Origin of the sequence: Micromonospora sp. CPCC 206061, assembly GCF_036906915.1 — a bacterium.
Taxonomy (GTDB): Bacteria; Actinomycetota; Actinomycetes; order Mycobacteriales; family Micromonosporaceae; genus Phytohabitans.
The window spans coordinates 1-20,546 of the sequence record NZ_JBAKHX010000091.1; the positions used below are offsets into that span (position 1 = coordinate 1).

The following is a 20,546-nucleotide window of genomic DNA, read 5'->3' on the forward strand; positions in this document are numbered from 1 at the left end:
ACCTCGACGGTGCCCTCTCGAACCAGAAGATAGAAGCGTCAGCAACTTCAATCTTCCCAGTTCAGAGGGCACTTTCCCGTCTGCCACACCGCCCTCAACCGAATCTCATCGGTGGATCAGGGCTAAGGGATGTCACGCAACTCGGCGCGTGTGTTGGCCGGTCGGGTGGGTGGGGTCAGCCGCTGGTGACGATGTTGTACATGTGGCATTAGCCCGGCGGAGGCGTTCGGCTGCCTGCGCCCGCAGCGCATCCCCGCCCGCCGAGGCGCCACCGCACAGTGCCATCTCCCGGGCGTTGTACGCGGCCATCCACAAGCTGGCCGCCCATGCGATCTCCAGCTCCACGGCCGTGAACGAGCGCCCTCGAATGGCTTGATAAGCCACCAGGAACGCCTCGGAGCTTTCGATCGGCGCCAGCGTGGGCGGCCCGGAACTGGCGAACGACCCGCTCGCCGCTCCCACCAGCGCCGCCTCCGGCTGCCACGCCAGGCTGTCCCAGTCGTGCACCGCCCACACCTGCCAACCCTGCCACCGCAGGTTCTGCGCCTCGAAGTCGGCGTGGCCGAGCACGCACGGCAAGCCGGCGGCCAGCAGCCGCCCCCGGGCCCGCTGCGCCGTTTGGACAATGTGCTCGGACACGACACTCTGGTCCCGGCTGTCGAGAAAGTCGATCGCCGGCCACACCCCAGAATCGGTGTGGTCCCACCGCACCCAGGGCGGATTCGGCAGCGGCGGCGCGACGGTCACGCCGGCAAGTTCGGCCATCAGCCGGGCGAACACCTCCGCGCAGCGGATGGCTATGTCCGGCGAGTCCCCGTGCAACACCTCGCCGCCGGGCCGGAACTCCTCGGCGTGCACGGCCAGCGCACCGACACCGACCACCGGCGTGAGCGGCCGGGCACACGCAAACCCGCGCTCGGCGAGCCGGGCCTGCGCCGCGACACACGACGCGGCCCGGCCGTCGTCGGCGCGCGCCTTGACCACGACCTCCCTGCCACCGGCCAACCGCAGACCGAACACCATCGAGACCTGTCGCGACTGGAACAGCACGCCGGCGGGCTCGCCGCCCAGACGGTCAAGACACCAAGCCGGCAACCAGTCCGGCAGCTCGTCCAACGGCACACTCAGGACTGTGCCATAGGCGCCGAACGCACCGGAGGCGAGATCGCCTGCTGGACGATCACCGGACCTCCGTGACGATCCGCCCTGCCACACATCGCCCAATGCAGTGCCGCAGCCATCAACGACCCGCCCCTGTAGCAGCTCCAGTAACTCATCGGTCTCGATGGGGTTGGTGCGATCCTCGGTTTGTCTCGGTGAAGTTGGTTTGATCCGGCGGGGTGTCTCCGTCCGGACCTACCTTGCAAAGTCCTGCAGTATTGCTGATGATCTTGCGGATCCTGGATGTGCCTCTTGCGGGCCGATGTCGAATGATCAAGAGCATGGAAATCTCAGCGATCAACCCATCCGTGGTTCCCGAAGCGGTCGGCGGCTACGTCAACGCGCTTGATGTCCGAGGCGCGCAGCGGATGCTGTTCATCAGCGGCCAGATCCCGCAGGACCGCCACGGGCACGTCCCCGACGGTATCGAGGCCCAATGCCGACTGGTGTGGGCCAACCTGACCGCTGTACTGCAAGAGGCGGGCATGGAGGTTACCAACCTGGTCAAGGTCACTACGTTCCTGTCGGACCGCTCCCACGCCGCCGTCAACACCGCGGTGCGTAGAGACGTCCTCGGCGTCCATCACCCGGCCCTTACCGTGATCCTTGCTGGCATCTGGGATCCCGCCTGGCTCATCGAGATCGAAGCCATCGCAGCCGCCTGACGACCCGACGACCAACTGAGATTCCGCAAGGCACATCCGGGACGGTTGGACCCGTCGCCGTCCGGAAGTGCCTTGCGGACCGTTCGGGACGGGGTCAGGCGCATTTCCCGGGCTGGCGGTGGTCGGATACCTCGGGGCCGGCATGTGGGGTATGAGTCCTGGCTGGAGCGTGACCACGCGATGCTGCTGGACTTCGATCTTGACGTGGTCGGGTACTCGTCCCAACCATTTTGGCTGCGCCGGCTTGAGGTGTTTTCTGAGCCGCGCGAGCCGTGTGGTTGAGCCACTCCCGGAGTTCATTCAAGATCAACGGCGTTGTTCTGCCGCTATCCGGCGGTACCGGCGGCGTACCCGACCAGGATGGTGCCGGGCGTCCACACCGCGACGGCGACCGCGTCGTACACGAGGAACCGGCGGTAGTGCATGCCAGCGACGCCGGCCACACGCGGCACGAGCGTGCGTACGAACGCGGTACACCGACCGATAGTGACGGCGATCCCGCCGCGTCGCACCAGGTGCTCGGCACGACGCCAGCGCTGGCTTCCGATGCGCCGACCGAGTCGACTGGTGCGCAGCCGGGGGCCGGTGATGCGGCCCTCCCAGTAGCCGACCGAGTCACCGAGTAGCGCGGCCAGCACCGCGACCGCGGTCGCCACCGGCAGGTCCAGCTTGCCGGTGGCCGACAGTGCGCCGAGCGCCAGCATGACCGACGCGGCCGGCACGAACGCGCCGAGCAGCACCCCGACCTCGGCCGCGATCAGCAGCGCACCGGCGGCGTAAACGGCCGCCGGCGGCAGCTGCGCCCCCCGCTCCATCAGCCAGGTTCCCAGATCCATTTCCCGACCGTAGGTGGGCCGGAGGGCGCCCGGCCTCGATCGATCGGGCCCGGACGCGGCCGGTGCGGCGGCCGGCCGGCCGGTGGATCGAGGCACGCCGGCCGATCGAACGAGACCTGTCGACCGGTGGTGGTCCGTATCGTCGCGGTGTGGACGTGACAGCCCGCGGGCCAGCCCGCCCGATGTGGCGCCCGGTCCTGCTGTGCGCGATGGCCGGCACCACGGTTGCCGTGGCGAACGCGCTGCTCGACTGGCCGATCGGGACGGCGGAACGGCGCATGGCGATCGCCCTGGCCGTCGCGAGTGGCCTGCTACTCGGCGCGCTGCCCCGGTGGCCGCTGGTCGCGGTCGGCGCCGAGGCAACCGCGGTCGTGGTGACCACCCGGTTCTCGCCCTTCACCAACGCCGCTGCGCTGCTGTTTCTGCTCGTCGCGCTCGGCGTGCTCGCCTACCGCGCCCGCTGGCCGGTCACGCTGGCCGGTGCGGTCACGACATACGCCGCCCTGGTTCTGCAGGCATCGTTTGGCAGCGACATCGACGCGCCGCTGGCGACTCTGCTCGGCCTGACGGCCCTGCCGGTGGTGGCCGGCCGCTACCTGGCCGGCCTGCAGCGGGCCCGGCGGGTGGCCGAGGAGCGGGCCGCGGAGGCCGAGGCGCGCCGCACTGCCGAGACCCATGCGGCGCGGCTGGCCGAACGAGCCCGCCTCGCCCGGGACCTACACGACATCATCGCGCACCACGTGGGCGCGATGACGCTGCGGGCCAGCGTCGGCACGCTCGCGCTGGACAGCGATGGTGACCCGGCGGTGGCCCGCGGCGCGCTCGTCGACGTGGCCACGACCGGGCGTCAGGCGCTGGACGAGCTACGCAGCGTGCTGGCGGTGCTGCGTGACCCGGACGCGGTCGACGCAGGCGTTGGGTCGGCGCTGGTGACCGACCCGGAGGCGACCCTCGTCGACGCGGTCGCCCGGCTGCGCCGGGCGGGCGTGCCGGTCACCGCCGAGGTCGACCCCCGGCTGGCCGACACCTCGCTGCTGGTTCGCACCACGGTCGTCCGGGTCGTGCAGGAGGCATTGACCAACGTCCTCAAGCACACCGGCCCGGGTACCGAAACCACGGTCGGCGTCACCGTGTCCGGCACCGGCTCGGTGCGCGCGGTGATCGAGAACGCGCGGCCGTCGGGGCCGGGACCGGCGCCGTTTCCGGCATCCGGTCAGGGGCTGGACGGGATGCGGCAGCGGGTCGCCGTGCTCCATGGCACGCTGGCCGCGGGCCCGACGTCCCGGTCGGGATGGCGGGTCGAGGCGAACCTGCCGGGTAAGGGGCAGCCATGATCCGTGCGCTCGTCGTCGACGACCAGGGCCTCGTCCGGGCTGGCATCCGGGTCCTGCTCGACACCGCACCCGACATCGAGGTGGTTGGTGAGGCGGCCGATGGGCACGACGCGGTGCGGCTGGCCGAGCGGCTGCGCCCGGACGTCGTGCTGATGGACATCCGCATGCCCCGCGTCGACGGCATCGAGGCGACCAGGCGGTTGCTGGCCGCGGCACCCTTGACGAACGTCCTCATCCTCACCACGTTCGCCGACGACGACAGCGTCTACGGCGCGCTGAGCGCCGGTGCGGTGGGGTATCTCGTCAAGGACGGCGAGCCGGCCGACATGCTCGACGCGGTGCGCCGGGCCGCGCGCGGCGAGCCGCTGCTCGCACCGTCCGTGCTTGCCAGCGTCGTCGACCGGGCCCGGCGTTCCCACGCGGCCGACCGGGACGGCGACCTCGAGCCCGACATCGCGGCCCTGGCCGCGCTCACCGCCCGCGAGCGCGACGTGCTCAGCCTCGTCGGCGTCGGGCTCTCCAACGCCGAAATCGCCCGAGACCTGAACGTCGGTGTGACGACGGTGAAGACGCACATCGTGGCGCTGCTGGACAAGCTCGGCGCCCGTAACCGGGTGCAGGCTGGCATCCTTGCTCACCGGCTCGGCCTCGTCGACGAACAATTCCGCCCACGGCGGGCACCGGCGGACTGAAGTCGCGGCCGGCGGGCGTGGTAGACCAGCGCCGGTGGCAGGTTCGCCCACACCGTGCGGCCGGCCACCACCTCCTCGAAGACGCCGGTTAGCCGGTTCCGCAGTCGCTGCGCGGGACTGGTCCAGCTCGCGTGCAGGTACGCGAACGTGGTGAACGCGCCGTGCGGCGCCATGCCGGCGACGATCGCCGCTATCGTCCGATCCACCAGCGCGGCGGGCAGCACCGTCCAGGGCAGCCCGCTCACCACCACGTCGGCCGGAGGCAGTCCGTGCGCGGCGAGCACGTCCGGCAGCTCATCGGCGGCCGCCGAAACCACGTCCACCAACGGAAACCGGCGTCTCAGCAGCGCGGTGAACGCCGGGTCGACCTCCAGCGCCAAGTGGCGCCCTCGCCCGCCGAGCCGGCGCTGGATCAGCTCGGTGAACGCGCCGGTGCCCGGCCCGAGCTCGACCACCACCGGGTGGCCGGTGTCCGGCACCGGCGTCGTGGCGTGCCACGCGAGCCGCGACGAACTCGGTGCCACCGCACCGACGCGCCGCGGGTTTTGCAGGAACCGGCCCAGGAACAACGCCGTCTCTATCGTCACGACGCGGACGCTACGAGCCGGTACCCGACCAGCACCTCGATCTGGTGGCCGAAGCCTCGGCCGGTCGATCGGTCGCGCGATGTCAAGGCGGCCTCCGCAGACATCGCGCACCTGCCGCGGATAACGCGCGTTCCGCCTGGTGGCACCGGCTTGTCCATGGTGATCGTGCGTCGTTCCTGGCCGGGGTGTCGTTCGAGGTAGTAACACAGCGACCGGGTCCTCCCGGCAGCGCCCCTGCTATGTATCGATGTCCAGCGGCGTCCGGCGGTGTTCAGTATCCCCGTCGCGGACGGCATGTCGAGCGCAGAATCGGCGGCACCCGAAGAGCAGTCCATGACACACAGGAGGTCGCCAGTGCGCCGCATCCTCGCCGTCGGATCCCTCGCCCTCGCATTGCTCGCCACAACGTTCGTCGGCGCCGCCGTGGCCGCGCCACCACAGACCGCCCCGGCCGCCAACGCGACCCGAGTGCTCAGCAGCCAGTCGGCCAACATCCCGCCGGTGTTCAACAACTACCTGGTCTGCTTCAACGGCTGGGTGTACACCGACTTCACCGACCCGGACGGCAACGACCTGCAGCTGCGGACGTTCGTCTTGATCTACCTGCGCGACGGCACCGCCCGCTGGATCCAGATGGGCAACAGCGGCGGCGCGGGGCACGGCGTGTTCTTCTACCTGGAACTGGCGTCCGTCGGGATCAACCCGAGCGACGTCACCGAGTACTGGTTCAACGCCATCGACTCCCCGTGGGGTCAATGGTCCGGCTACATCCGGGCCAACTCGTCCTGCAACCTGCTCTGACGATCGCATCGCTAGCCGCAAGTTCCGCTTGCCGCTGGCCGGAGTGTTCGGCTCGCCCGGCCGTTGTTCCCGCGACCGGGCGAGCCGACGCTCGCTGCGCTATGGGCAACGCTCAGTTGTCGGCGGCCAGCCAGGTGAGCGTCTCGTCGGCGGGTCCGCCAGCGCGTCGCGACGGTGCAGAGCCATTTTCAGGCGTCCGCGAGCACCGGTCCAGCGTGAGCCTGTAGCCGGACGTTTGCCAGCACGGGAGGCCCCGGCACGGCGGGCCTGGCCTTGGCGTCCGGATCCAGATGCCCCCACCCAGAGGCATTCGTCGACGGGCCGGCTACGGTTCTCGCATGATGATCAAACCGTCGGTTGCCGTGGCCGCCGCCTTCCTCGCGGACGGACCTGCTGATGGCCTGGACCTCGGCCTGTTCGGACAGTTCGCCGGGTCCTGGGCGCTGGACTGTACGGAGTATGACCCCAACGGGTCCTCGAGTGTTCGCCGAGGGGAGTGGCACTTCGGGTACGCGTTGGGCGGGCTGGCAACCACCGATATCTGGATCCTGCCCGAGGTCGAACACGGTATTAGCGTGCGATTTCCCGATCCCGCGGCCGGTGCGGGCGTATGGCGCTCGACGTGGGTGGGACCGGGCCGGCGTCGGACGCACACGTTCCTGGCCTCTCCCATCGGAGAAGAGATCGTGCTCGACGGCGGCGATCTGCGCTGGACCTTCTCCGACATTCAGGCCGACGCATTCCGCTGGCGTAACGAGGCACAGCAGCCCGACGGCACGTGGTGGCTGCAACAGACGTTCCGGGTCTGGCGGCAGACCTGACCTGCCGCCCGCCGCCGCCCGGGCACGCCTCGAACGGGACCCGAACCCACCGCGAGGTTTACCCAGGAACGCCGTCGGCCGATCAGCTGGCGAGACCACCGTTGCTCTTCAGCAGCTGCCCGTTGATCCACTGGCCCTGCGGTGAGCACAGGAACTCCACGAGATGAGCGGTGTCCTGCGGGCTGCCCAGACGTCCCAGCGGCGTCTGACGCAGTACGTGCTCCCAGATGTCGTCGGACATCCAACCCGTATCCACCGGTCCCGGGTTGATCACGTTGGCGGTGATCCCGAGGTGGGAGAGTTCGTGGGCGGCTGCCAGGGTGATGCGGTCGAGTGCACCCTTGCTTGCTCCGTAGGGCAGGTTGCCGACGGTGTGGTCGCTGGTGAGGCTGATGACGTGTCCGGTTCCCGCGGTCCCGTGGAAGCGACGGCCGTACTCGCGAATCAGCAGCCAGGTAGCACGCGCATTGACCGCGAAGTGGCGGTCGAAGCTCTCAAGCGTGGTGTCGAGCAGGCCGGAGTCGACCGACTCGCAGTGGCACATCACCAAGGCGGTGATGCCGCCGAGGCGACGCTCAGCCTCATCAAAGACACGCTCGGCCGCCTCCGGGTCGGCGAGATCCGCCTCCACCGCCACCGCGTTTGCGCCCCGTTCGGCCAACGCCTTGGCGATGGTGTCCGCGGCACCAGCCTCGGCGCCCCAGGCCATGCGAGCGTCGTACGGCGTCCAGTACGTGAAGGCGACGTTCCAGCCCGTCTCGGCGAGCCGGTGAGCGATGCCCGCGCCGATGCCGACGGACCTGCCGACGCCGGTCACCAACGCGACCGGCCTGGCGGCATCAAATGGCGGCTTCTCTCCAGTAGTCGTCACAAGGCGTAATCGTCCGGCCGGCGATGCGGGCATGGCAACCCGATTCCTCCGCCCAGCAGCGCAACAGCTATGTCGGTGGACGGATCTTGTCGGTGGTGCCTGCGAGGATGCGCCTATGGAACCGATGAAGGTGGCTCGGGAGTTGTGGGATCGCGTGCAGGCGCGCGACTGGGTCGGGCTCGGCGAGTTGCTGGCTGATGACCTAGTGGTGGATTGGCCGGTCAGCGGCGAACGGATCGTGGGCCGCGAGAACTACGTGGCCGTCAATGCCGAGTATCCGGAGGGGTGGACGATCAATGTGCTACGGATCGTGGCCGACGGCGACGTGGTGGCCTGCGAGGTAGAAGTCCCTCACGAGACGCTGGGGGCGATCTTCCGGGTGGCGTCGTTCTGGACGGTGCGGGGCGGGCAGGTTGTGGATGGTCGGGAGTACTGGACGAGTCTGGGTTCGGACCCCTCGCCGGAATGGCGGGCTGCCTATGTACAGCGGATCTGACTACGTGCCGCCGGCCAGATGAAAGTAACCGGAGCCGGGCAACCCGGATGAGAACCCACACGAGAACGCAGCGGTCAAGCATTCCCACCCAGAAGACTCGACGTGATCGCCCTCAACGCGTCATCTGTTCTCTTCGTGTCCATCGGCCGGTTGACCGTGCTTGATGGTGACGGGCCGTTCGAGGACGGTACGCAGGACAACGGTGGAATTCGTGTGTGAGATGGCCGGGATCGCCCGGATGCGATCGAGTGCGTCGGCGAGTTCGACGGTGGTGCCGACTCGGACCTTGATGAGGTAGCAGTCTTCGCCGGCGATCTCGTGGATCTCCAGGACACACGCTTCCTGGTGCAGTGCGGTCTTGACCGCGGCTTTGGCGCCGGGTTCGGAGCTAAAGCGCAGCGCGACGAACGCGGCGGTGCCGGCGCCGACGGCTTGGGGGTCGATGACGGCGCGGTGGCCGGTGACGACACCTTCGCGCGAGAGCTTGTCCAAGCGGTCGCGCACGGCGGGCTCGGACAACCCGACGAGCGAGGCAAGAGCGCGAACGGTTTTGCGTCCGTCTCGGGACAGTTCCGCCAGCAGGATGCGATTGACGTGATCTAGGGGCTGCATCGCAACACTTCCTCCGCTATCCTCCATAAGTCAGGCAAAGATGATGATGCACCTTACTTTATTAGGTAGAGGAGAAGGGGCGCAGGTGTTCTCACGGGCGTTGGGTCACCCGGGGCCGAGGCTCCGTGGCCCCTACCAACCGCGCAGCGTGGGTTTCCTGCGCGGCGCCAACCTGGGCGATTGGGTGGTGAAGCTCTACGGGATCGCCCCTCGGGGGCGGTCGGTGCGGGCCACGGTTGCCGAGGCGGCGTTAGCCGCCGCGCGGCGGGTGCTTCCCGCGCCCGCCATCAGTCCGGACCGCTACGGCGTCGGGTTCGTCGTCGCCCATGACGCGCCACGGCTCTGCTACGCGCTGATCTGCTGGTGGGCCGAGGAGAACGAGGTTCACCAGCAGATACTTTCCGCGCCGGCCGACCATCCTGAGCAGTTGTCGCCCCACCCGAGCGACGCGGTCGGATGCGTGTGGGAGTTGAGCGTCACCGACTTCGAACGCCGCGCGTGGATCACGCACGTGCTGGCCAACCCGAACGGTCCGGACATCGAAGGCTACCTTGCCCAGCAATACCGCGATGACGTCTGAGTTGACCCCGCGCGATTGCCTGGCCCGGTTCGCCGACGCGTGGGCCAGCCACGACGTCGACGGCCTGCTGGAGCTGATGACCGCCGACGCCGTCTACGCCGCATCGGTCGGCCCGGAACCCGGTCGCACCTTCCGCGGCCATCAGGAACTGGCCGCGGGCGTCCGCACCATGTTCGACCACGACGCGGGCGCCGACATCGAGCAAGGTGAACCGGTCGCCTTCGGCGACATGGCCGTTAGTACCTGGGCCTACCACTTCTGCAGGCGACGGTCGGCTTCATCGGCTGCGTGTCGGCAAATTTCGACCGACATCTAGCCCACGACCCGGCCTAGGATCCACGGCGTGAAGCTCAAGCGGCTACAGCCCGGAACTCGCGGGGTCATAGCCATCGTCGCAATGGTCGTGGCTCTGGGCGCCATCAGTCTACGAGCATTCGTCTTCCGGGATCACGATGGTTGGTATCTGCTCCTGTGGGTCTTGCAGGGCTTGGCGATGACCGTCGCGTGGGTGTTCTGGGGTGTGTTCCGACGCCGTCGTCACGAACAGGGCGTCGACATGAAAGCCAAACGCCTGCATTGGTAGCGGTGCACGTCCACCATCCTCCAGCCGCGAAGACCTCGCAGTCCACGGCACGCGGTGCCTGCTCGATTCGCCGATGACAGTGTGTCTCGGCCGCAGGCATGTAGTGGGTGGCGGGGTCGGAGTCTACGGAGCAGAGACGATGCTGTTCATCAGGCGGCGGATGTCTTTGCGGGACTGGATTCGAACGAACGTCAGGTGGCGCCAGCGGGGGTCGTCGGCCCACAGGATGACGGACTCGTTCGGGTCTCGGGTGAACAGGTTGCGCCATCTTTCGCGATTGCCGTTCCAGAGTTCGACTCGAAACGCGACCCGGCGAACGGCGCGCGAGATGATCTGGCGCATCACCGTATGCCGTGGCAGGTCCCGGTCGAGTACGACCACGGTGTCGGCACGTGCCCAGACCAGGTCCTGGACTGCCGAGTAGCTGCCATCCACAACCCATCTGTCGCTCGCGGTGGCCGCGTCGACGCGGGTCCGGAACTGTTGCCCGAGCCGGAATTGCCGACAACCGAAACGCGCATCATGACCGGCCAAGGGTAGCGACGGGCGCGACCACGAGGAGGCCGGACGGCCGCCCAGCCAGCGACAGCAGAGCGAACCATCGAGGGGCAGGGTGGCCTTGGTAGCTCAACGAGCTGTCGCCCGCAGCGCTTCTTCGTACTGGAGACGATCGAAGGTGATGTCACGCAGCTCGCGGTAGTCCCAATCGCGATGACCGGTGCGGTAGCCAGACCAGGTAACCGTGTCCTCAGCCACCGTAACGATCGCGGTGAACGGCCTGCATCCCCAGTCACCGCATACGCACCCGAGCAGGACGGTGTCCCCATCACCGAACCAGCTGAGGACGGGTTCACCGAGGTAGTGCCGGCTCGGCCAACGCACCTTGTCCTCCGGCAGGCCCGCGTAGCTGCCCGCGAGGTCGGGGTTCGCCTCACGCCGTGCAAAGGGCAGCTCAGCCTTGCGCACCAAGTCGGGCAGAGGTACGCCGCTCAGGTGGGGGACGAGTGTCGGGAACACCCCGCTGCCGAGCTCCTGCTCCAGGGTGCGGAACTCGATACGTTCCATGGACACCAGGTTAAGGTCGTGTTCCGGTGCCGAGGTCATCGGGATGCCCACGTCCTCGCTTCCCTACGATGCGACGGCGCTGGGTGCCGCTTCTCTTCAGTGGTAGAACGGCTGCTCAGCGCTGGGGTCGGCAGAGACGACGTCGAGGAGAGGGTCAGCCGGTTGGGTCGCGTCGAGCCGCCTGTGACCGGGCCAAGCCTCGGCGCTGTCCCACGCGCCGATCTGAGCCAGCGGCCCTCGAAACAGCCAGTACGCGCGGTGCGGGACTTCCACCTTCGGCGCCGGCAGGACCGGGGGGAGGGCAACGGACGTCGGCGCCAGCCCTGGCCGGGCATCTGGCCGCTCGATTTGGTCCTGCGCGTTGTCGACGGCCGCGTAACCGGCACCGTCGTCGGTGGCGGACTCGCTTTCGTCTCGTGCGGTGGCCGCGGTCGCGCGGGGCCGCAGCGTGTGCAGGGCTAGAGCGGGCGGATCAGAACTGGGCGTGTGTCATCGTGTACCAGGTCGGAACGATCGTGGTCACCACCATCACCACGAGGACCGCGAGCGATGTGAGCATGCGCCGGGTCGTGAGCGGTGCCGGCGCGATGAGCCTGTGGTTCGACCGTCCTACCGCGATGAACGCGGCGACCGCTGCCAGGACGAGGTTCGCCGGCATCAGCGCGTATTCGCCGCGCACGAGGTGGAAGCCGGCGGCCAGGACCATCGTCAGCGCCAGACCAGCGGCGGCTAGCGGTGTCAGCTTCGGTTTGACTCTGGTGATGGCGGGCAGGATCAGGCCGATGCCGCCGAGCACCTCGCAGACCCCGATGAAGACGATGAGGGGTTGCGGCACTGCGGCGTACCAGGCCACGGCCTGAGGCGCTTGCGCATACAGGACTGCGTCGTACAGCAACACCTTGCCGAAACCGCTGCCGGCGAAGAAGAAGCCCCACAGGATCTGAAGCGCCCAGAGTACGCCGTTGAGGGTCAACCGAAGTTCGCGCCGCTGGTACTTGACTGCGAGCTGGTTCACGCTGACGTGCGATGTCATGGCTTGTCTCCCTACGATTGGCTGAGGAGTTCAGCGTCTCGTCTGGCGGCACCGATCCACATCCGTGGTCACCACGGAACCGGCCACCGAATCACAGCGTCCTTGCGACCACGTGCGGATTGCCCGCCACCCTGATCTTGGTTCTGTACTCCGGCATCCGTTTCACTCAATGTCCGGACCCTTGCGTGGGTGGCCGGCTCATGCCGGACCACCCACGCAACCACGATGCCAACCCAGCCCGACATCGCAGGCCCGCGGCGGCGACCGCGTACGCGGAGGCCGCGGGCCGGCCCTGCGCACCGGCCTACTTCTGCGTCATGGCAGCCCGGTGCTCCTCGCTCAGCTGGATGATCTGGACGTAGTTACCGTCCGGGTCGATCGCGGTCGCGAAGAGGCTGCCGTCACGGTCTTCGAGCTCGGCCAGCCAGCCCGTGCCCAGTTCGTTGACGTGCGCCACAACCGCGCGCGCGTCCGGCACCTCGAAGTTGAGGATGACCCGGCCGGGCTCGGGGTTCTTGTCGCCCACGTCGGCGCGGCTGTCGATCATTAGGTAGAACGTGCCGAACTGAAGCATCCGGTACTGGTCCATTTCGGTGTTCTCCTGCGGATCCAGCGCGGCGACGTACCAGGACCGCAGTCGCTCGGGGTCGCTGCTGGCCAGGAGCATGCTGTTCAGGCTGGTGCCTGTCATGGTTCCTCCTCGTGTGCATGGGTGTCACCAGTACAGACGAGCCGGAGAGGCGAAAGTCATCGCTGCGCGAGCAACTCGTTTTATCCTGGACGGGCGGTCTTGTCCGTCGATGGCACGTAACCCGCATTGAGGGTTCTGTCCCGACGATGAGTGTCACGTACACCGCCACGCTCAGCGTGCGCGAGGAGACGGTGCTGTTCGTGCGGGACGACACATTGACGTCTAGCGATCAAGTCGTAGGCGCACTACCGTACTTTGTCATGGCGGTATCCAGGCGGTCCACTTTGGCCTTGTGTGGGATCGTGGCGGGCGTGGGCCTGCTCGTTGCCACCGCGATGACCTCGGCCATAGCCGGGACGCCGGCGTCTGACCCCGCGGCCGGCGGTTGCCGGGCAACCGCGCGCGTCGACGCGCAATGGGGCACCGGGACGGCCGCGGGTCAAGTCCTCACCGTCACGATTACCAACACCGCGGCGACCACCGCGACGAAATGGACCGTGGCGTGGACACTCGGCGCGGGGCAGCGGGTCGTATCCGCATGGAACGCCACCGTCAGCACGACCGGCACCACCGTGACCGCTGTCAACGCCGCACACAACGGAGTCCTCGCCCCCGCGGCGTCGACCACATTCGGGATGCAGCTGTCCGGTGTCGCGCCGACACCCGCCCCGAGTTGCGGCAACGATACGTCCACGTCACCCACTGCCGGCACCACACCGCCCGGCGGGCATGACGTCACGGTCACCGAGGCCGACAACCAGCGCAACGTCACCCTGATCGTCGGGCAGACGCTCGGCATCGCCCTCGGACCCGACTTCGTCACGCCCACGGTCAGCAGCCCCGCCCTCGAGCGACTCTCCACCAGCGGCGGATACCCCACCGGGCAACCCCTCACCGCGTCATACCGCGCGGTGGCGGCGGGCTCGGCCGACATCACCACACACACCGACTACGCCTGCTTGCACGCCTCGCCACCATGCGCGCTGCCCACCACACTGTGGACACTACGCGTCACCGTCGTGGACGGACCCGACACCGGCCAGACCGTCACCGTGTCCACAGCCGACAATCTGAGCACGGTGCGGCTGCGCGTCGGCGACACGCTCGTGGTGAACCTGCCCAGCGCCTACCTGCCGCCGAGGGTCACTACCAGCGGGATCGTCGTCCAACGCGATGTCGCTGGCGGCTATCCCACGGGCCAGCCACTCGTCGCCCGCTATCTCGCCGCGGCAGCGGGACAGACCGACGTGTCCACCCAGACAGACGACCCCTGCAACCACCTGCCGACACCCTGCCCGTCGCCCACCGTCCGCTGGACCATCCACATCATCGTGACCACCACCTGAGCACGACAGGACGGAACCGCGCCGAGCGGGGCCTCGCTGATCAGCGGTAGACGTACGCAGCGCGTACGACCCGCCCCGCCGGACACCGAGATCACCGTTGGTCAACGCTTCCTCGCCTGCCTCCTCGGGCCGGACCGAAAGGCTGGTGTCGCTGCTCACCGACGACGCCGTCGCGTGTCGATTCACCAAGCGTCCGCCTCGACGCCCCGAATGAATGCGCGGACCACGCCGCTCAGCGCTGCGCCGAGCGCGGCCCGCCATGCCCCCGAGGGGGGTGGCGGGCCGGCTGCTCCCCGGACCGCTACCCCTGCGTCCCGGCGCTGCGGGGCCAGCCGCCGCGGCGGTACTGGCCCGCGGTGACGGTCATCGTCTGGGTCGCGCCCGAGATGCTGCCGCTGGAGTACAGGCCGCCGGTGCTGGTGCCGCTCACGCTGCCACCGGTGTAGATGGTGTAGGTCTGGCCGTTGGTGATCCGGTTGGACGAGAAGACGATCTCCCGGAAGCCCTTCGGCGCGCGGTAGGACGCCAGCACCTGGGTGCCAGAGACGACATGCACGATGGTGCCGGCGGCCTGGTTGGAGCTGAATACCGGGGCCACCCAGCCCTGCCCGTTGGCCGGCACCGTGTTGAACACCGCCAACGAGGTCATGCCGGCGCCGAGCACGACGCCGCCGCTGAAGGAAATGGTGCCGTCGGCGTCCAGCGCGCCGTCGCCTCCCCGGATGCCGCTGGTCGGGCCGTTGACCACCACGGTGCCGCCAGAGAAGGTGAGCGAGCCGTTGGAGTCGAAACCGTCGGTCCCCGAGGAGGCCACGGTGGAGCCCCCGGTGACCCGGATGAAGGCGTTGGGAGCGGGGGTGAAGTCGGGCACCCCTTCCTCCGCGGAGTTGATCGCGTCGTCGCTCGCGACGACGTTGCTGGTGCCGCCGCTGATGGTCACCTGCATCGCTTCCAGCGCCTCGTACGACCTGGTGACGTTGATGTTCCCGCCGGAGATGTTCAGCGCGTTCTCGCCCTTGATGCCATCATCGGCCGCGGAGACCGAGATCGTGCCGTTGGCGATGTTGACGACGCCCTTACCGGCCTCGGTCTCGTTCGACTTGATGCCGTCGCCGCCGGTGGAGGTCACGTTGATGGTGCCGCCGTTGATGGTGAGTGAGTCCTTGCCGCGGATGGCGTCGTCCACGGAGTTCACCGTGATCGTGCCGGATTGGATGACCAGGTCGTCCTTGCTGACGATCCCGTCCTGGTAGTTGGCCCGCACGGTCAGTGAGCCGCTGCCGGCGATGGTCAGGTCGGCCGTGCTGAACAGGGCCGCGTCTGGCTCATCGGTGTTCGTGTAGCGCGAGGCGTCGGTGAGGGTGTTGCTGGTTCCGGAAGCGAGCGTGACCGTCACGACATCGGCGGCGGCTACGTGCAGCGCCGACGAACTCGAGTTGGTGATCGAGGCGCCACTGAGGAGAAGTTCCACCGCACCTGCCGCGGCCGTGTCCACCTTGACATAGCCGTTGTTCAGCGTGCCGCTGATCTGATACGTACCCGGGGCGGTGATCGTGATGGCGCCTCCCGCAACGGTGACGTTGCTGCCGGAGACGGTCGCGCTGGAGCCGTTGAGCGTGATGGTGGCCGTGGGGGCGGCGTTCGCCGGCCCGACAAGGGGACCGGCCACCAGCATGGCGGTGAGCCCGGCGAGTACGACCGTGCTCCGAGCTGTGTGTCTCATGACGCTCCTGTCCTTGATGGATCAGTCAACTGGCGGACAGCCAGCGAATGGCCTCGGTGGTCCCCAGCCCTTCCGGGGCGGGGAAGTGTCGGCGAAGGGTGCGCCGCCACGGGAGGGCAGGTAGGTCCGGCCGGAGGGCGGCCAGGCCGGTGCCGTACTTCGAGATGCGGATGGGGCGCAGGCTGCCGGTCCACAGCGCCCGGTCGACGGCCGACGGTGTGGCACCGGTCTTGGTCTCCACGATCACCAGGCCGGGCAGGTGCAGGCGGCGGCAGTCCGCGGCCTCGAAGGCCAGGTCGGTGTCGATGGTCACCCGCGCGGCCGCGCCCGGCAGCAGTAGCGTGATCCGGTCGTACCGGGAGATGAGGGTGGGCGAGAAGGACATCCGGCGACTGTCGATGGCCAGGTTGTCCAGGACGTGATCGACGTAATCGCGGCCGGGCGTGATGGCGTCGCGCCAGGCCGGTTCGTAGGGCAACCGGTCCTTGACCGTGCACTCCCGCGCGCCCCGGGTCTTGACCTCCAGCCAGCACTGGTTGGAGTCCAGGTAGGTGCGGGTGCGGATCTTGAACCGGCGCCGCCGCCGATACGTGGCCAGCCGGTAACTGACCAGGTCGGGGGTGTCGAAGTACACGGACTCGTAGCCGAACGACCGGCGGCCGTCGATCTCCAGGACGCGCGTAGCGGGGTCGAGCCCGGCCAACAGTTCGGGCACCCGCTGCACGGGAAGCAGGTACTTGCGGTCGAAGCGGGTTTGCAGCGCGGCGCACGCCACCAGCTCGTCCAGCCCCACGGGGTCCAGCGACCACAGCGGCGGGCAGAGCCGGGGGATCATCGGTGCAACCCAGGCTGGATCGGCCGGGGCAGGCTCGCGGCGCCCGTCGGAGATTGGTGGGAGTACCGCACCTCCACCACCGTCGTGTCGTTGACCAGGTCGAGCCGTTCCACCCTGACCTCGTGCACCCGCGCGCCGAGCAGCCCTTCCAGGTGGGACACGAGCGAGACCGAGTTGATCGCCGCGGAATCCAGCACCACGATCTGTCGACGGTAGCTACGGAACAACCGCGGATGATCGCCGACGTACATTACTGCCAGGATCAATGCCATGAGCCCGACCACCAGCGGAATCGACGAGCCGCCCAGCGGACCAAGAATGCCCAATGCCAATGCGCAGAAGTAGTACGCCACCTCATGCTGGTCCAGTTCGGTGGAGCGCAGGCGAATGATCGACAGTACTCCGAACAGGCCCAGGCCGAGCCCCATGCCGACGTCGCTGGAACTCAGCGTAGTGGCCACCGCGAGCACCCCGACATTGACGCCTAGATATGCCGCTACCAGATCTCGGCGGCGATGCCGGCGAAAGTACAGGCCGAACACCAGCAGGGACACTGCGAACAGGTCAATCGCGAAGATCACTAATCGCAACATGATGACGACGTCTCCCGGAAGGTCGGGCGGGCTGTCGAGGAAACGTCGGCAACGGTGCTGACGTCATGCGATACAGTGACGGCCGTCAATTGATGGCGAACGTTAGGTTAACAGACGGTTGCGGTTGCGACAAGGTGCGGCGTCAGGGCCTCGGCAAGGTAGACGAGTGTCGGTGAGTCAGGCACGGCTTCCGTGATCATTTGGGTGTCGAAGCCAATGATCCGTACGCTGACCGACCGGCTCCGAGCGCTTGAGCACCACGGAGCCTTTCCCTGGCCGGCCGGCGGTCCGTAGACGGCCAGGCCGTGCCGGCGGCACACCTCGGCGTACAGGATCAGATCCAGGTCTCCGTCCTGGCCCGCGCCCAGCACGGCCCTGACCTCGTCGCCGTCGACCACGACGTGCAACTCGTACGGGCAGTCGCCGAGGTTCGCGGCGGTGGCGGCGGTGATGACGCTCATCTCCAGCCCGATCGTCGGCCACTGCCGCGCCGTGCTGATCAGGCGGTCGCGCATGCGCATCTGGACGCGGACATCCGTCGGCTCGGCTATCACCGCGAGCACGTCAACGTCGCTGCGGCTGGCGATGTAGCCGCCCAGCACCGCCGAGCCGTGCAGATAGACCCCGACGAGGCCGGCTCCCGGCTCGGCCAGCAGCGCGCCTGCCAGCGCGGTCACATACTGGCGTGGCACCCGGGCAGGCTACCCAGTCGGCTGCCCGGGGACCACCCGTTTGTCGGACCGGTACGCAGACTCGAGCACCCAGGCAAGGCTCCGGCGACGGTCGGCGCAAGCTCGCGGCGGTGGACCCAACCATCGATGACAACCTGTAACCGCAAGTCACGCAAGATCTTGCGACCTGACGTCCGCGTATCCGGAATTCCCAGTTCCCGATGTCCGCTGACATCAGCCTGGAAAAGGCTCACGGAGTACTCACCCGCACCGCGGCGGAACCAACCGCCAGGCGACCTGCTCACGCACCCTGCCGAATCAGCACACACGACGAGACATTCATCGCGGGCTAACGGTCGAAGCGGTAAACGTTCGTGGTCGCCGCACTAGCTCTCAAGTCGGTGCGGGGCGATGGCGGCCTCGATCTGCTCGCGCATCCAGCCGGCGAGGGTGCCCTCGCGATGGATCGCCCAGCCGATCATCGCGCCGTGGTAGGTGGTTTCGACGAGCTTCGCGAGCGCCGCGACGTCGGTGCCGGGACGCAGCTCGCCGGCTGCGAGCGCGGCGTCCAGGTCGCGCCCGATGCGGGCACGGACGGCTCGCGCCCCGCGAAGGGTCTCCACGTGAAAGTCCGGATCGGCGAGGTCGAGTTGGAGCATCGCGACCGAGTTGGCCATCAGCTCGGGCGTGGCGACGGGGTCAACGGCGAGCACCAGCCCATCGACGACGCGCGCGAGCGGCGAGGCGGCCGTCGAGCGGTCCAAGGCGTCCACCCAGAGATCGACCCCTCGCTTGTCGGCCGCGAGCAGGAGGTCGCGCTTGGTCCCGAAGCGCTGGACGAGCGTCGCGGCCGACAGGCCGACCTCCGCGGCGGCCGCGGCGAACGTGACGCGGGCCGGGCCGACGCGGTGGGCGAGGGCGAGTACGGCGTCCAGGACCGCCTCGTCGCTGATCGTTCTTGGGCGCGGCATCAGGTGAGGGTCGGCATCCCGCTGGTCAGCGTCTCCTGACGGGCTTGAAGGTCGACGGCGCCCCAATCCGGTCGCGTGCCGTCGGCGTCCACCAGGTCGTAGACGCGCATGAGGTCCCATGAGCCGAGGCACTGGCCGGTGAACCGGTCCCGATCAGGATCGGCCGCGAGGGCGGCGATCCCGCGACCGAGCAGATGCGGCGTCTCGGAGTGGCCGAAGAAGGGCACCCGCTCGGCCGCGTCGCGCCACGTCTCCTCGGTCACGCCGAAGTGGTCGAGCATCGATTCCGACCGCAGGTAGCCGGGCGTGACGCTCAGGGCGGTGACGCCGTGCGGCTGGAGCTCGTGCGCGAGCGCCAAGCCCATCCGGGCGACGGCCGTCTTGACGAGGTCGTACGGCATGTTCGCGCGATACGGCACGTCGTACTTGCCGTCGCCCACCTCGACCACGAGGCCACCTGTGCTCTCGAGCATGAGCGGGATCGCGAAGCGACTCGTGATCAGGTGTGTCTCGATGCCGTTGCGCAGGACGCCGAGGGTCGCGTCGAGCGGGTGCTCCCACAACGGCTTGTCCCACTGCACGAACGGGTCCCCGCCCCAGACGTCGTTGACCAGTATGTCGAGCCGCCCGTGGTCGCTGCGGATGCGTGTCACGAGCGCGCGGACGTCGTCCGCGTCGGCGTGGTCGCAGCGAACAGCGATGCCTTCGCCGCCGGCGGCTGTGACGAGCTCGGCCGTGTCCTCGATCGTCTCCGGGCGGTTCATTGGCGAGCGTCCGGCCCGTGTGGAGCGTCCGGTGCCGTAGACGGTGGCGCCGAGCGCTCCGAGTTCGACGGCGGTCGCGCGGCCGCAGCCGCGCGTGGCGCCGGTGACTAGGGCGACCTTGTCCGCGAGTGGGTGATCATCGGTTGACATTCCACCACTGTAAATGAACGTGCGTTTATAAACAAACTGCGGATCAGTCCAGCAGGCGCCCGAACACACCCGACTCGATCACGATGACCGTGCCGATCAGCACGAACACGCCCGGCACGATCCAATGCCCGAGCCTTCGCACCATCGCGATCACCTTGCGATGCGAGCCAAGCCACGACCCGGCCAGGCACCACAGCGCTATCCCGACCGCGAACACGGTTACAGTGAGCAGGCTGTCGCCCAGTTCGATGGTGCGAAACAGCGGCGTGTACACCGAGATGTTGTCCGCCCCGTTTGCGATCGTGATCCCGGTGACCGATACCGCTCCCATGGCCGCCGCGGGTGCCGGTGGATCGCCGTCGCCACGCGCTCGGATCGCGGAAATCAATCCCTTCACACCCAACGCGAACGGCACCATGCCCAGAAGTCCGACCCACTGGTCGGGCACGATCGTCAGGCCGAGCGCGGCCACGGCCGAGACCGCCACCAGCACACCGATACCGGCGTACTGGCCCGCCCAGATCTGCCACGGCCGCGGTTTGGCCGCTGCCCGCGCGGACAGGAACAGCACCGTCAGCACGATCAGGTCGTCGACGTTCGTGCCCGCGAACACGCCAGCGGCGGTCACGACCGTGCCGACAAGATCTCCCACGACGCGGCAGTGT

Annotated in this window: 26 protein-coding genes; 10 read left to right on the forward strand and 16 right to left on the reverse strand. The window is 68.4% G+C overall.

The window, feature by feature from the left end; all coding sequences use genetic code 11:
* Window positions 1-132 precede the first annotated feature (132 nt).
* Window positions 133-1,122, reverse strand: a complete 990-nt coding sequence (locus V6V89_RS35535; RefSeq protein WP_334624028.1) for a hypothetical protein — start codon at window positions 1,120-1,122, stop codon at window positions 133-135.
* A gap of 263 nt (window positions 1,123-1,385) precedes the next feature.
* Between V6V89_RS35535 and V6V89_RS35540 the strand changes: the two genes are divergently transcribed.
* On the forward strand, window positions 1,386-1,826 hold the full coding sequence (locus tag V6V89_RS35540; protein WP_334624029.1) for a RidA family protein: 441 nt from the start codon (window positions 1,386-1,388) through the stop codon (window positions 1,824-1,826).
* Window positions 1,827-2,152: 326 nt separating this feature from the next.
* Here the strand turns inward: V6V89_RS35540 and V6V89_RS35545 are convergent, their stop codons facing one another.
* Window positions 2,153-2,662 (reverse strand): DedA family protein, encoded by a 510-nt coding sequence (locus tag V6V89_RS35545; protein WP_334624030.1) that lies wholly within the window; start codon window positions 2,660-2,662, stop codon window positions 2,153-2,155.
* Between the two features lie 149 nt (window positions 2,663-2,811).
* Between V6V89_RS35545 and V6V89_RS35550 the strand changes: the two genes are divergently transcribed.
* Complete coding sequence (locus V6V89_RS35550) at window positions 2,812-3,996, forward strand: sensor histidine kinase (RefSeq protein ID WP_334624031.1); 1,185 nt, start codon at window positions 2,812-2,814, stop codon at window positions 3,994-3,996.
* Window positions 3,993-4,688 carry a response regulator transcription factor gene (locus V6V89_RS35555; RefSeq protein WP_334624032.1) on the forward strand — a complete coding sequence of 232 codons (696 nt, stop codon included), beginning with the start codon at window positions 3,993-3,995 and terminating at the stop codon, window positions 4,686-4,688. The genes V6V89_RS35550 and V6V89_RS35555 overlap by 4 nt, the downstream gene beginning before the upstream one ends.
* Here V6V89_RS35555 and V6V89_RS35560 read toward each other — a convergent pair.
* A complete protein-coding gene (locus V6V89_RS35560) occupies window positions 4,631-5,275 on the reverse strand; it encodes a class I SAM-dependent methyltransferase (RefSeq protein WP_334624033.1) in 645 nt (214 codons plus the stop codon). The two genes, V6V89_RS35555 and V6V89_RS35560, sit on opposite strands and share 58 nt — an antisense overlap.
* Before the next feature lie 354 nt (window positions 5,276-5,629).
* Between V6V89_RS35560 and V6V89_RS35565 the strand changes: the two genes are divergently transcribed.
* Window positions 5,630-6,076 carry a hypothetical protein gene (locus V6V89_RS35565; protein ID WP_334624034.1) on the forward strand — a complete coding sequence of 149 codons (447 nt, stop codon included), beginning with the start codon at window positions 5,630-5,632 and terminating at the stop codon, window positions 6,074-6,076.
* 341 nt (window positions 6,077-6,417) lie between these two features.
* A complete protein-coding gene (locus tag V6V89_RS35570; protein WP_334624035.1) occupies window positions 6,418-6,897 on the forward strand; it encodes a hypothetical protein in 480 nt (159 codons plus the stop codon).
* A gap of 82 nt (window positions 6,898-6,979) precedes the next feature.
* On the opposite strand, the gene V6V89_RS35575 is transcribed toward V6V89_RS35570, so the two are convergent.
* Entirely contained in the window at window positions 6,980-7,768 is a 789-nt protein-coding gene (locus V6V89_RS35575; RefSeq protein ID WP_334624036.1) for an SDR family oxidoreductase, read from the reverse strand.
* A 115-nt stretch (window positions 7,769-7,883) separates the two neighbouring features.
* Between V6V89_RS35575 and V6V89_RS35580 the strand changes: the two genes are divergently transcribed.
* A complete protein-coding gene (locus V6V89_RS35580) occupies window positions 7,884-8,264 on the forward strand; it encodes a nuclear transport factor 2 family protein (protein WP_334624037.1) in 381 nt (126 codons plus the stop codon).
* A gap of 120 nt (window positions 8,265-8,384) precedes the next feature.
* Here V6V89_RS35580 and V6V89_RS35585 read toward each other — a convergent pair whose 3' ends face one another.
* Window positions 8,385-8,903 (reverse strand): Lrp/AsnC family transcriptional regulator, encoded by a 519-nt coding sequence (locus V6V89_RS35585; RefSeq protein WP_334624038.1) that lies wholly within the window; start codon window positions 8,901-8,903, stop codon window positions 8,385-8,387.
* A gap of 121 nt (window positions 8,904-9,024) precedes the next feature.
* Between V6V89_RS35585 and V6V89_RS35590 the strand changes: the two genes are divergently transcribed.
* From V6V89_RS35590 to V6V89_RS35600, 3 genes are read left to right on the forward strand one after another with little or no spacing between them, the layout of a single operon-like run.
* On the forward strand, window positions 9,025-9,456 hold the full coding sequence (locus tag V6V89_RS35590; RefSeq protein WP_334624039.1) for a hypothetical protein: 432 nt from the start codon (window positions 9,025-9,027) through the stop codon (window positions 9,454-9,456).
* Between the two features lies 1 nt (window position 9,457).
* Entirely contained in the window at window positions 9,458-9,772 is a 315-nt protein-coding gene (locus tag V6V89_RS35595; RefSeq protein ID WP_334624040.1) for a nuclear transport factor 2 family protein, read from the forward strand.
* Window positions 9,773-9,799: 27 nt separating this feature from the next.
* Window positions 9,800-10,039, forward strand: coding sequence for a hypothetical protein (locus V6V89_RS35600; RefSeq protein WP_334624041.1), 240 nt, complete (start codon window positions 9,800-9,802; stop codon window positions 10,037-10,039).
* A gap of 123 nt (window positions 10,040-10,162) precedes the next feature.
* On the opposite strand, the gene V6V89_RS35605 is transcribed toward V6V89_RS35600, so the two are convergent.
* The 4 genes from V6V89_RS35605 to V6V89_RS35620 all read right to left on the reverse strand — a co-directional run bounded on the left by V6V89_RS35605 (window position 10,163) and on the right by V6V89_RS35620 (window position 12,828).
* Complete coding sequence (locus V6V89_RS35605; protein ID WP_334624042.1) at window positions 10,163-10,420, reverse strand: hypothetical protein; 258 nt, start codon at window positions 10,418-10,420, stop codon at window positions 10,163-10,165.
* A 246-nt stretch (window positions 10,421-10,666) separates the two neighbouring features.
* Window positions 10,667-11,155 carry a hypothetical protein gene (locus V6V89_RS35610; protein ID WP_334624043.1) on the reverse strand — a complete coding sequence of 163 codons (489 nt, stop codon included), beginning with the start codon at window positions 11,153-11,155 and terminating at the stop codon, window positions 10,667-10,669.
* A gap of 421 nt (window positions 11,156-11,576) precedes the next feature.
* On the reverse strand, window positions 11,577-12,137 hold the full coding sequence (locus tag V6V89_RS35615) for a DoxX family protein (protein WP_334624044.1): 561 nt from the start codon (window positions 12,135-12,137) through the stop codon (window positions 11,577-11,579).
* Window positions 12,138-12,441: 304 nt separating this feature from the next.
* Complete coding sequence (locus V6V89_RS35620; protein ID WP_334624045.1) at window positions 12,442-12,828, reverse strand: VOC family protein; 387 nt, start codon at window positions 12,826-12,828, stop codon at window positions 12,442-12,444.
* A 146-nt stretch (window positions 12,829-12,974) separates the two neighbouring features.
* Between V6V89_RS35620 and V6V89_RS35625 the strand changes: the two genes are divergently transcribed.
* Window positions 12,975-14,174 (forward strand): cellulose binding domain-containing protein, encoded by a 1,200-nt coding sequence (locus V6V89_RS35625; RefSeq protein WP_334624046.1) that lies wholly within the window; start codon window positions 12,975-12,977, stop codon window positions 14,172-14,174.
* A 301-nt stretch (window positions 14,175-14,475) separates the two neighbouring features.
* Here V6V89_RS35625 and V6V89_RS35630 read toward each other — a convergent pair whose 3' ends face one another.
* The 7 genes from V6V89_RS35630 to V6V89_RS35660 form a co-directional block, all read right to left on the reverse strand.
* Window positions 14,476-15,897, reverse strand: a complete 1,422-nt coding sequence (locus tag V6V89_RS35630; protein ID WP_334624047.1) for a carbohydrate-binding domain-containing protein — start codon at window positions 15,895-15,897, stop codon at window positions 14,476-14,478.
* Window positions 15,898-15,922: 25 nt separating this feature from the next.
* The gene (locus V6V89_RS35635; protein WP_334624048.1) at window positions 15,923-16,732 is read right to left on the reverse strand and encodes a polyphosphate polymerase domain-containing protein; all 810 of its coding nucleotides are present in this window, start codon (window positions 16,730-16,732) and stop codon (window positions 15,923-15,925) included.
* Window positions 16,729-17,286: a DUF4956 domain-containing protein gene (locus tag V6V89_RS35640; protein ID WP_334624049.1), complete on the reverse strand. Its 558-nt coding sequence runs from the start codon at window positions 17,284-17,286 to the stop codon at window positions 16,729-16,731. The genes V6V89_RS35635 and V6V89_RS35640 overlap by 4 nt, the downstream gene beginning before the upstream one ends.
* 146 nt (window positions 17,287-17,432) lie before the next feature.
* A complete protein-coding gene (locus tag V6V89_RS35645; protein WP_334624050.1) occupies window positions 17,433-18,017 on the reverse strand; it encodes a hypothetical protein in 585 nt (194 codons plus the stop codon).
* A 365-nt stretch (window positions 18,018-18,382) separates the two neighbouring features.
* A complete protein-coding gene (locus tag V6V89_RS35650; protein ID WP_334624051.1) occupies window positions 18,383-18,967 on the reverse strand; it encodes a TetR/AcrR family transcriptional regulator in 585 nt (194 codons plus the stop codon).
* Window positions 18,967-19,881 carry an SDR family oxidoreductase gene (locus V6V89_RS35655; RefSeq protein ID WP_334624052.1) on the reverse strand — a complete coding sequence of 305 codons (915 nt, stop codon included), beginning with the start codon at window positions 19,879-19,881 and terminating at the stop codon, window positions 18,967-18,969. Before V6V89_RS35655 ends, V6V89_RS35650 begins: the two co-directional genes overlap by 1 nt.
* A gap of 43 nt (window positions 19,882-19,924) precedes the next feature.
* Window positions 19,925-20,533 (reverse strand): cadmium resistance transporter, encoded by a 609-nt coding sequence (locus tag V6V89_RS35660; RefSeq protein ID WP_334624053.1) that lies wholly within the window; start codon window positions 20,531-20,533, stop codon window positions 19,925-19,927.
* Window positions 20,534-20,546: the final 13 nt, after the last annotated feature.

What these genes read in the sequence shown, in the direction of transcription:
- V6V89_RS35540 (WP_334624029.1), top strand. Translation starts at nt 1,386, where the DNA reads ATGATCTTGCGGATCCTGGATGTGCCTCTTGCGGGCCGATGTCGAATG.
- V6V89_RS35545 (WP_334624030.1), bottom strand. Translation starts at nt 2,662, where the DNA reads ATGGATCTGGGAACCTGGCTGATGGAGCGGGGGGCGCAGCTGCCGCCG.
- V6V89_RS35555 (WP_334624032.1), top strand. Translation starts at nt 3,993, where the DNA reads ATGATCCGTGCGCTCGTCGTCGACGACCAGGGCCTCGTCCGGGCTGGC.
- V6V89_RS35570 (WP_334624035.1), top strand. Translation starts at nt 6,418, where the DNA reads ATGATCAAACCGTCGGTTGCCGTGGCCGCCGCCTTCCTCGCGGACGGA.
- V6V89_RS35580 (WP_334624037.1), top strand. Translation starts at nt 7,884, where the DNA reads ATGGAACCGATGAAGGTGGCTCGGGAGTTGTGGGATCGCGTGCAGGCG.
- V6V89_RS35585 (WP_334624038.1), bottom strand. Translation starts at nt 8,903, where the DNA reads ATGGAGGATAGCGGAGGAAGTGTTGCGATGCAGCCCCTAGATCACGTC.
- V6V89_RS35615 (WP_334624044.1), bottom strand. Translation starts at nt 12,137, where the DNA reads ATGACATCGCACGTCAGCGTGAACCAGCTCGCAGTCAAGTACCAGCGG.
- V6V89_RS35620 (WP_334624045.1), bottom strand. Translation starts at nt 12,828, where the DNA reads ATGACAGGCACCAGCCTGAACAGCATGCTCCTGGCCAGCAGCGACCCC.
- V6V89_RS35625 (WP_334624046.1), top strand. Translation starts at nt 12,975, where the DNA reads ATGAGTGTCACGTACACCGCCACGCTCAGCGTGCGCGAGGAGACGGTG.
- V6V89_RS35630 (WP_334624047.1), bottom strand. Translation starts at nt 15,897, where the DNA reads ATGAGACACACAGCTCGGAGCACGGTCGTACTCGCCGGGCTCACCGCC.
- V6V89_RS35635 (WP_334624048.1), bottom strand. Translation starts at nt 16,732, where the DNA reads ATGATCCCCCGGCTCTGCCCGCCGCTGTGGTCGCTGGACCCCGTGGGG.
- V6V89_RS35650 (WP_334624051.1), bottom strand. Translation starts at nt 18,967, where the DNA reads ATGCCGCGCCCAAGAACGATCAGCGACGAGGCGGTCCTGGACGCCGTA.
- V6V89_RS35655 (WP_334624052.1), bottom strand. Translation starts at nt 19,881, where the DNA reads ATGTCAACCGATGATCACCCACTCGCGGACAAGGTCGCCCTAGTCACC.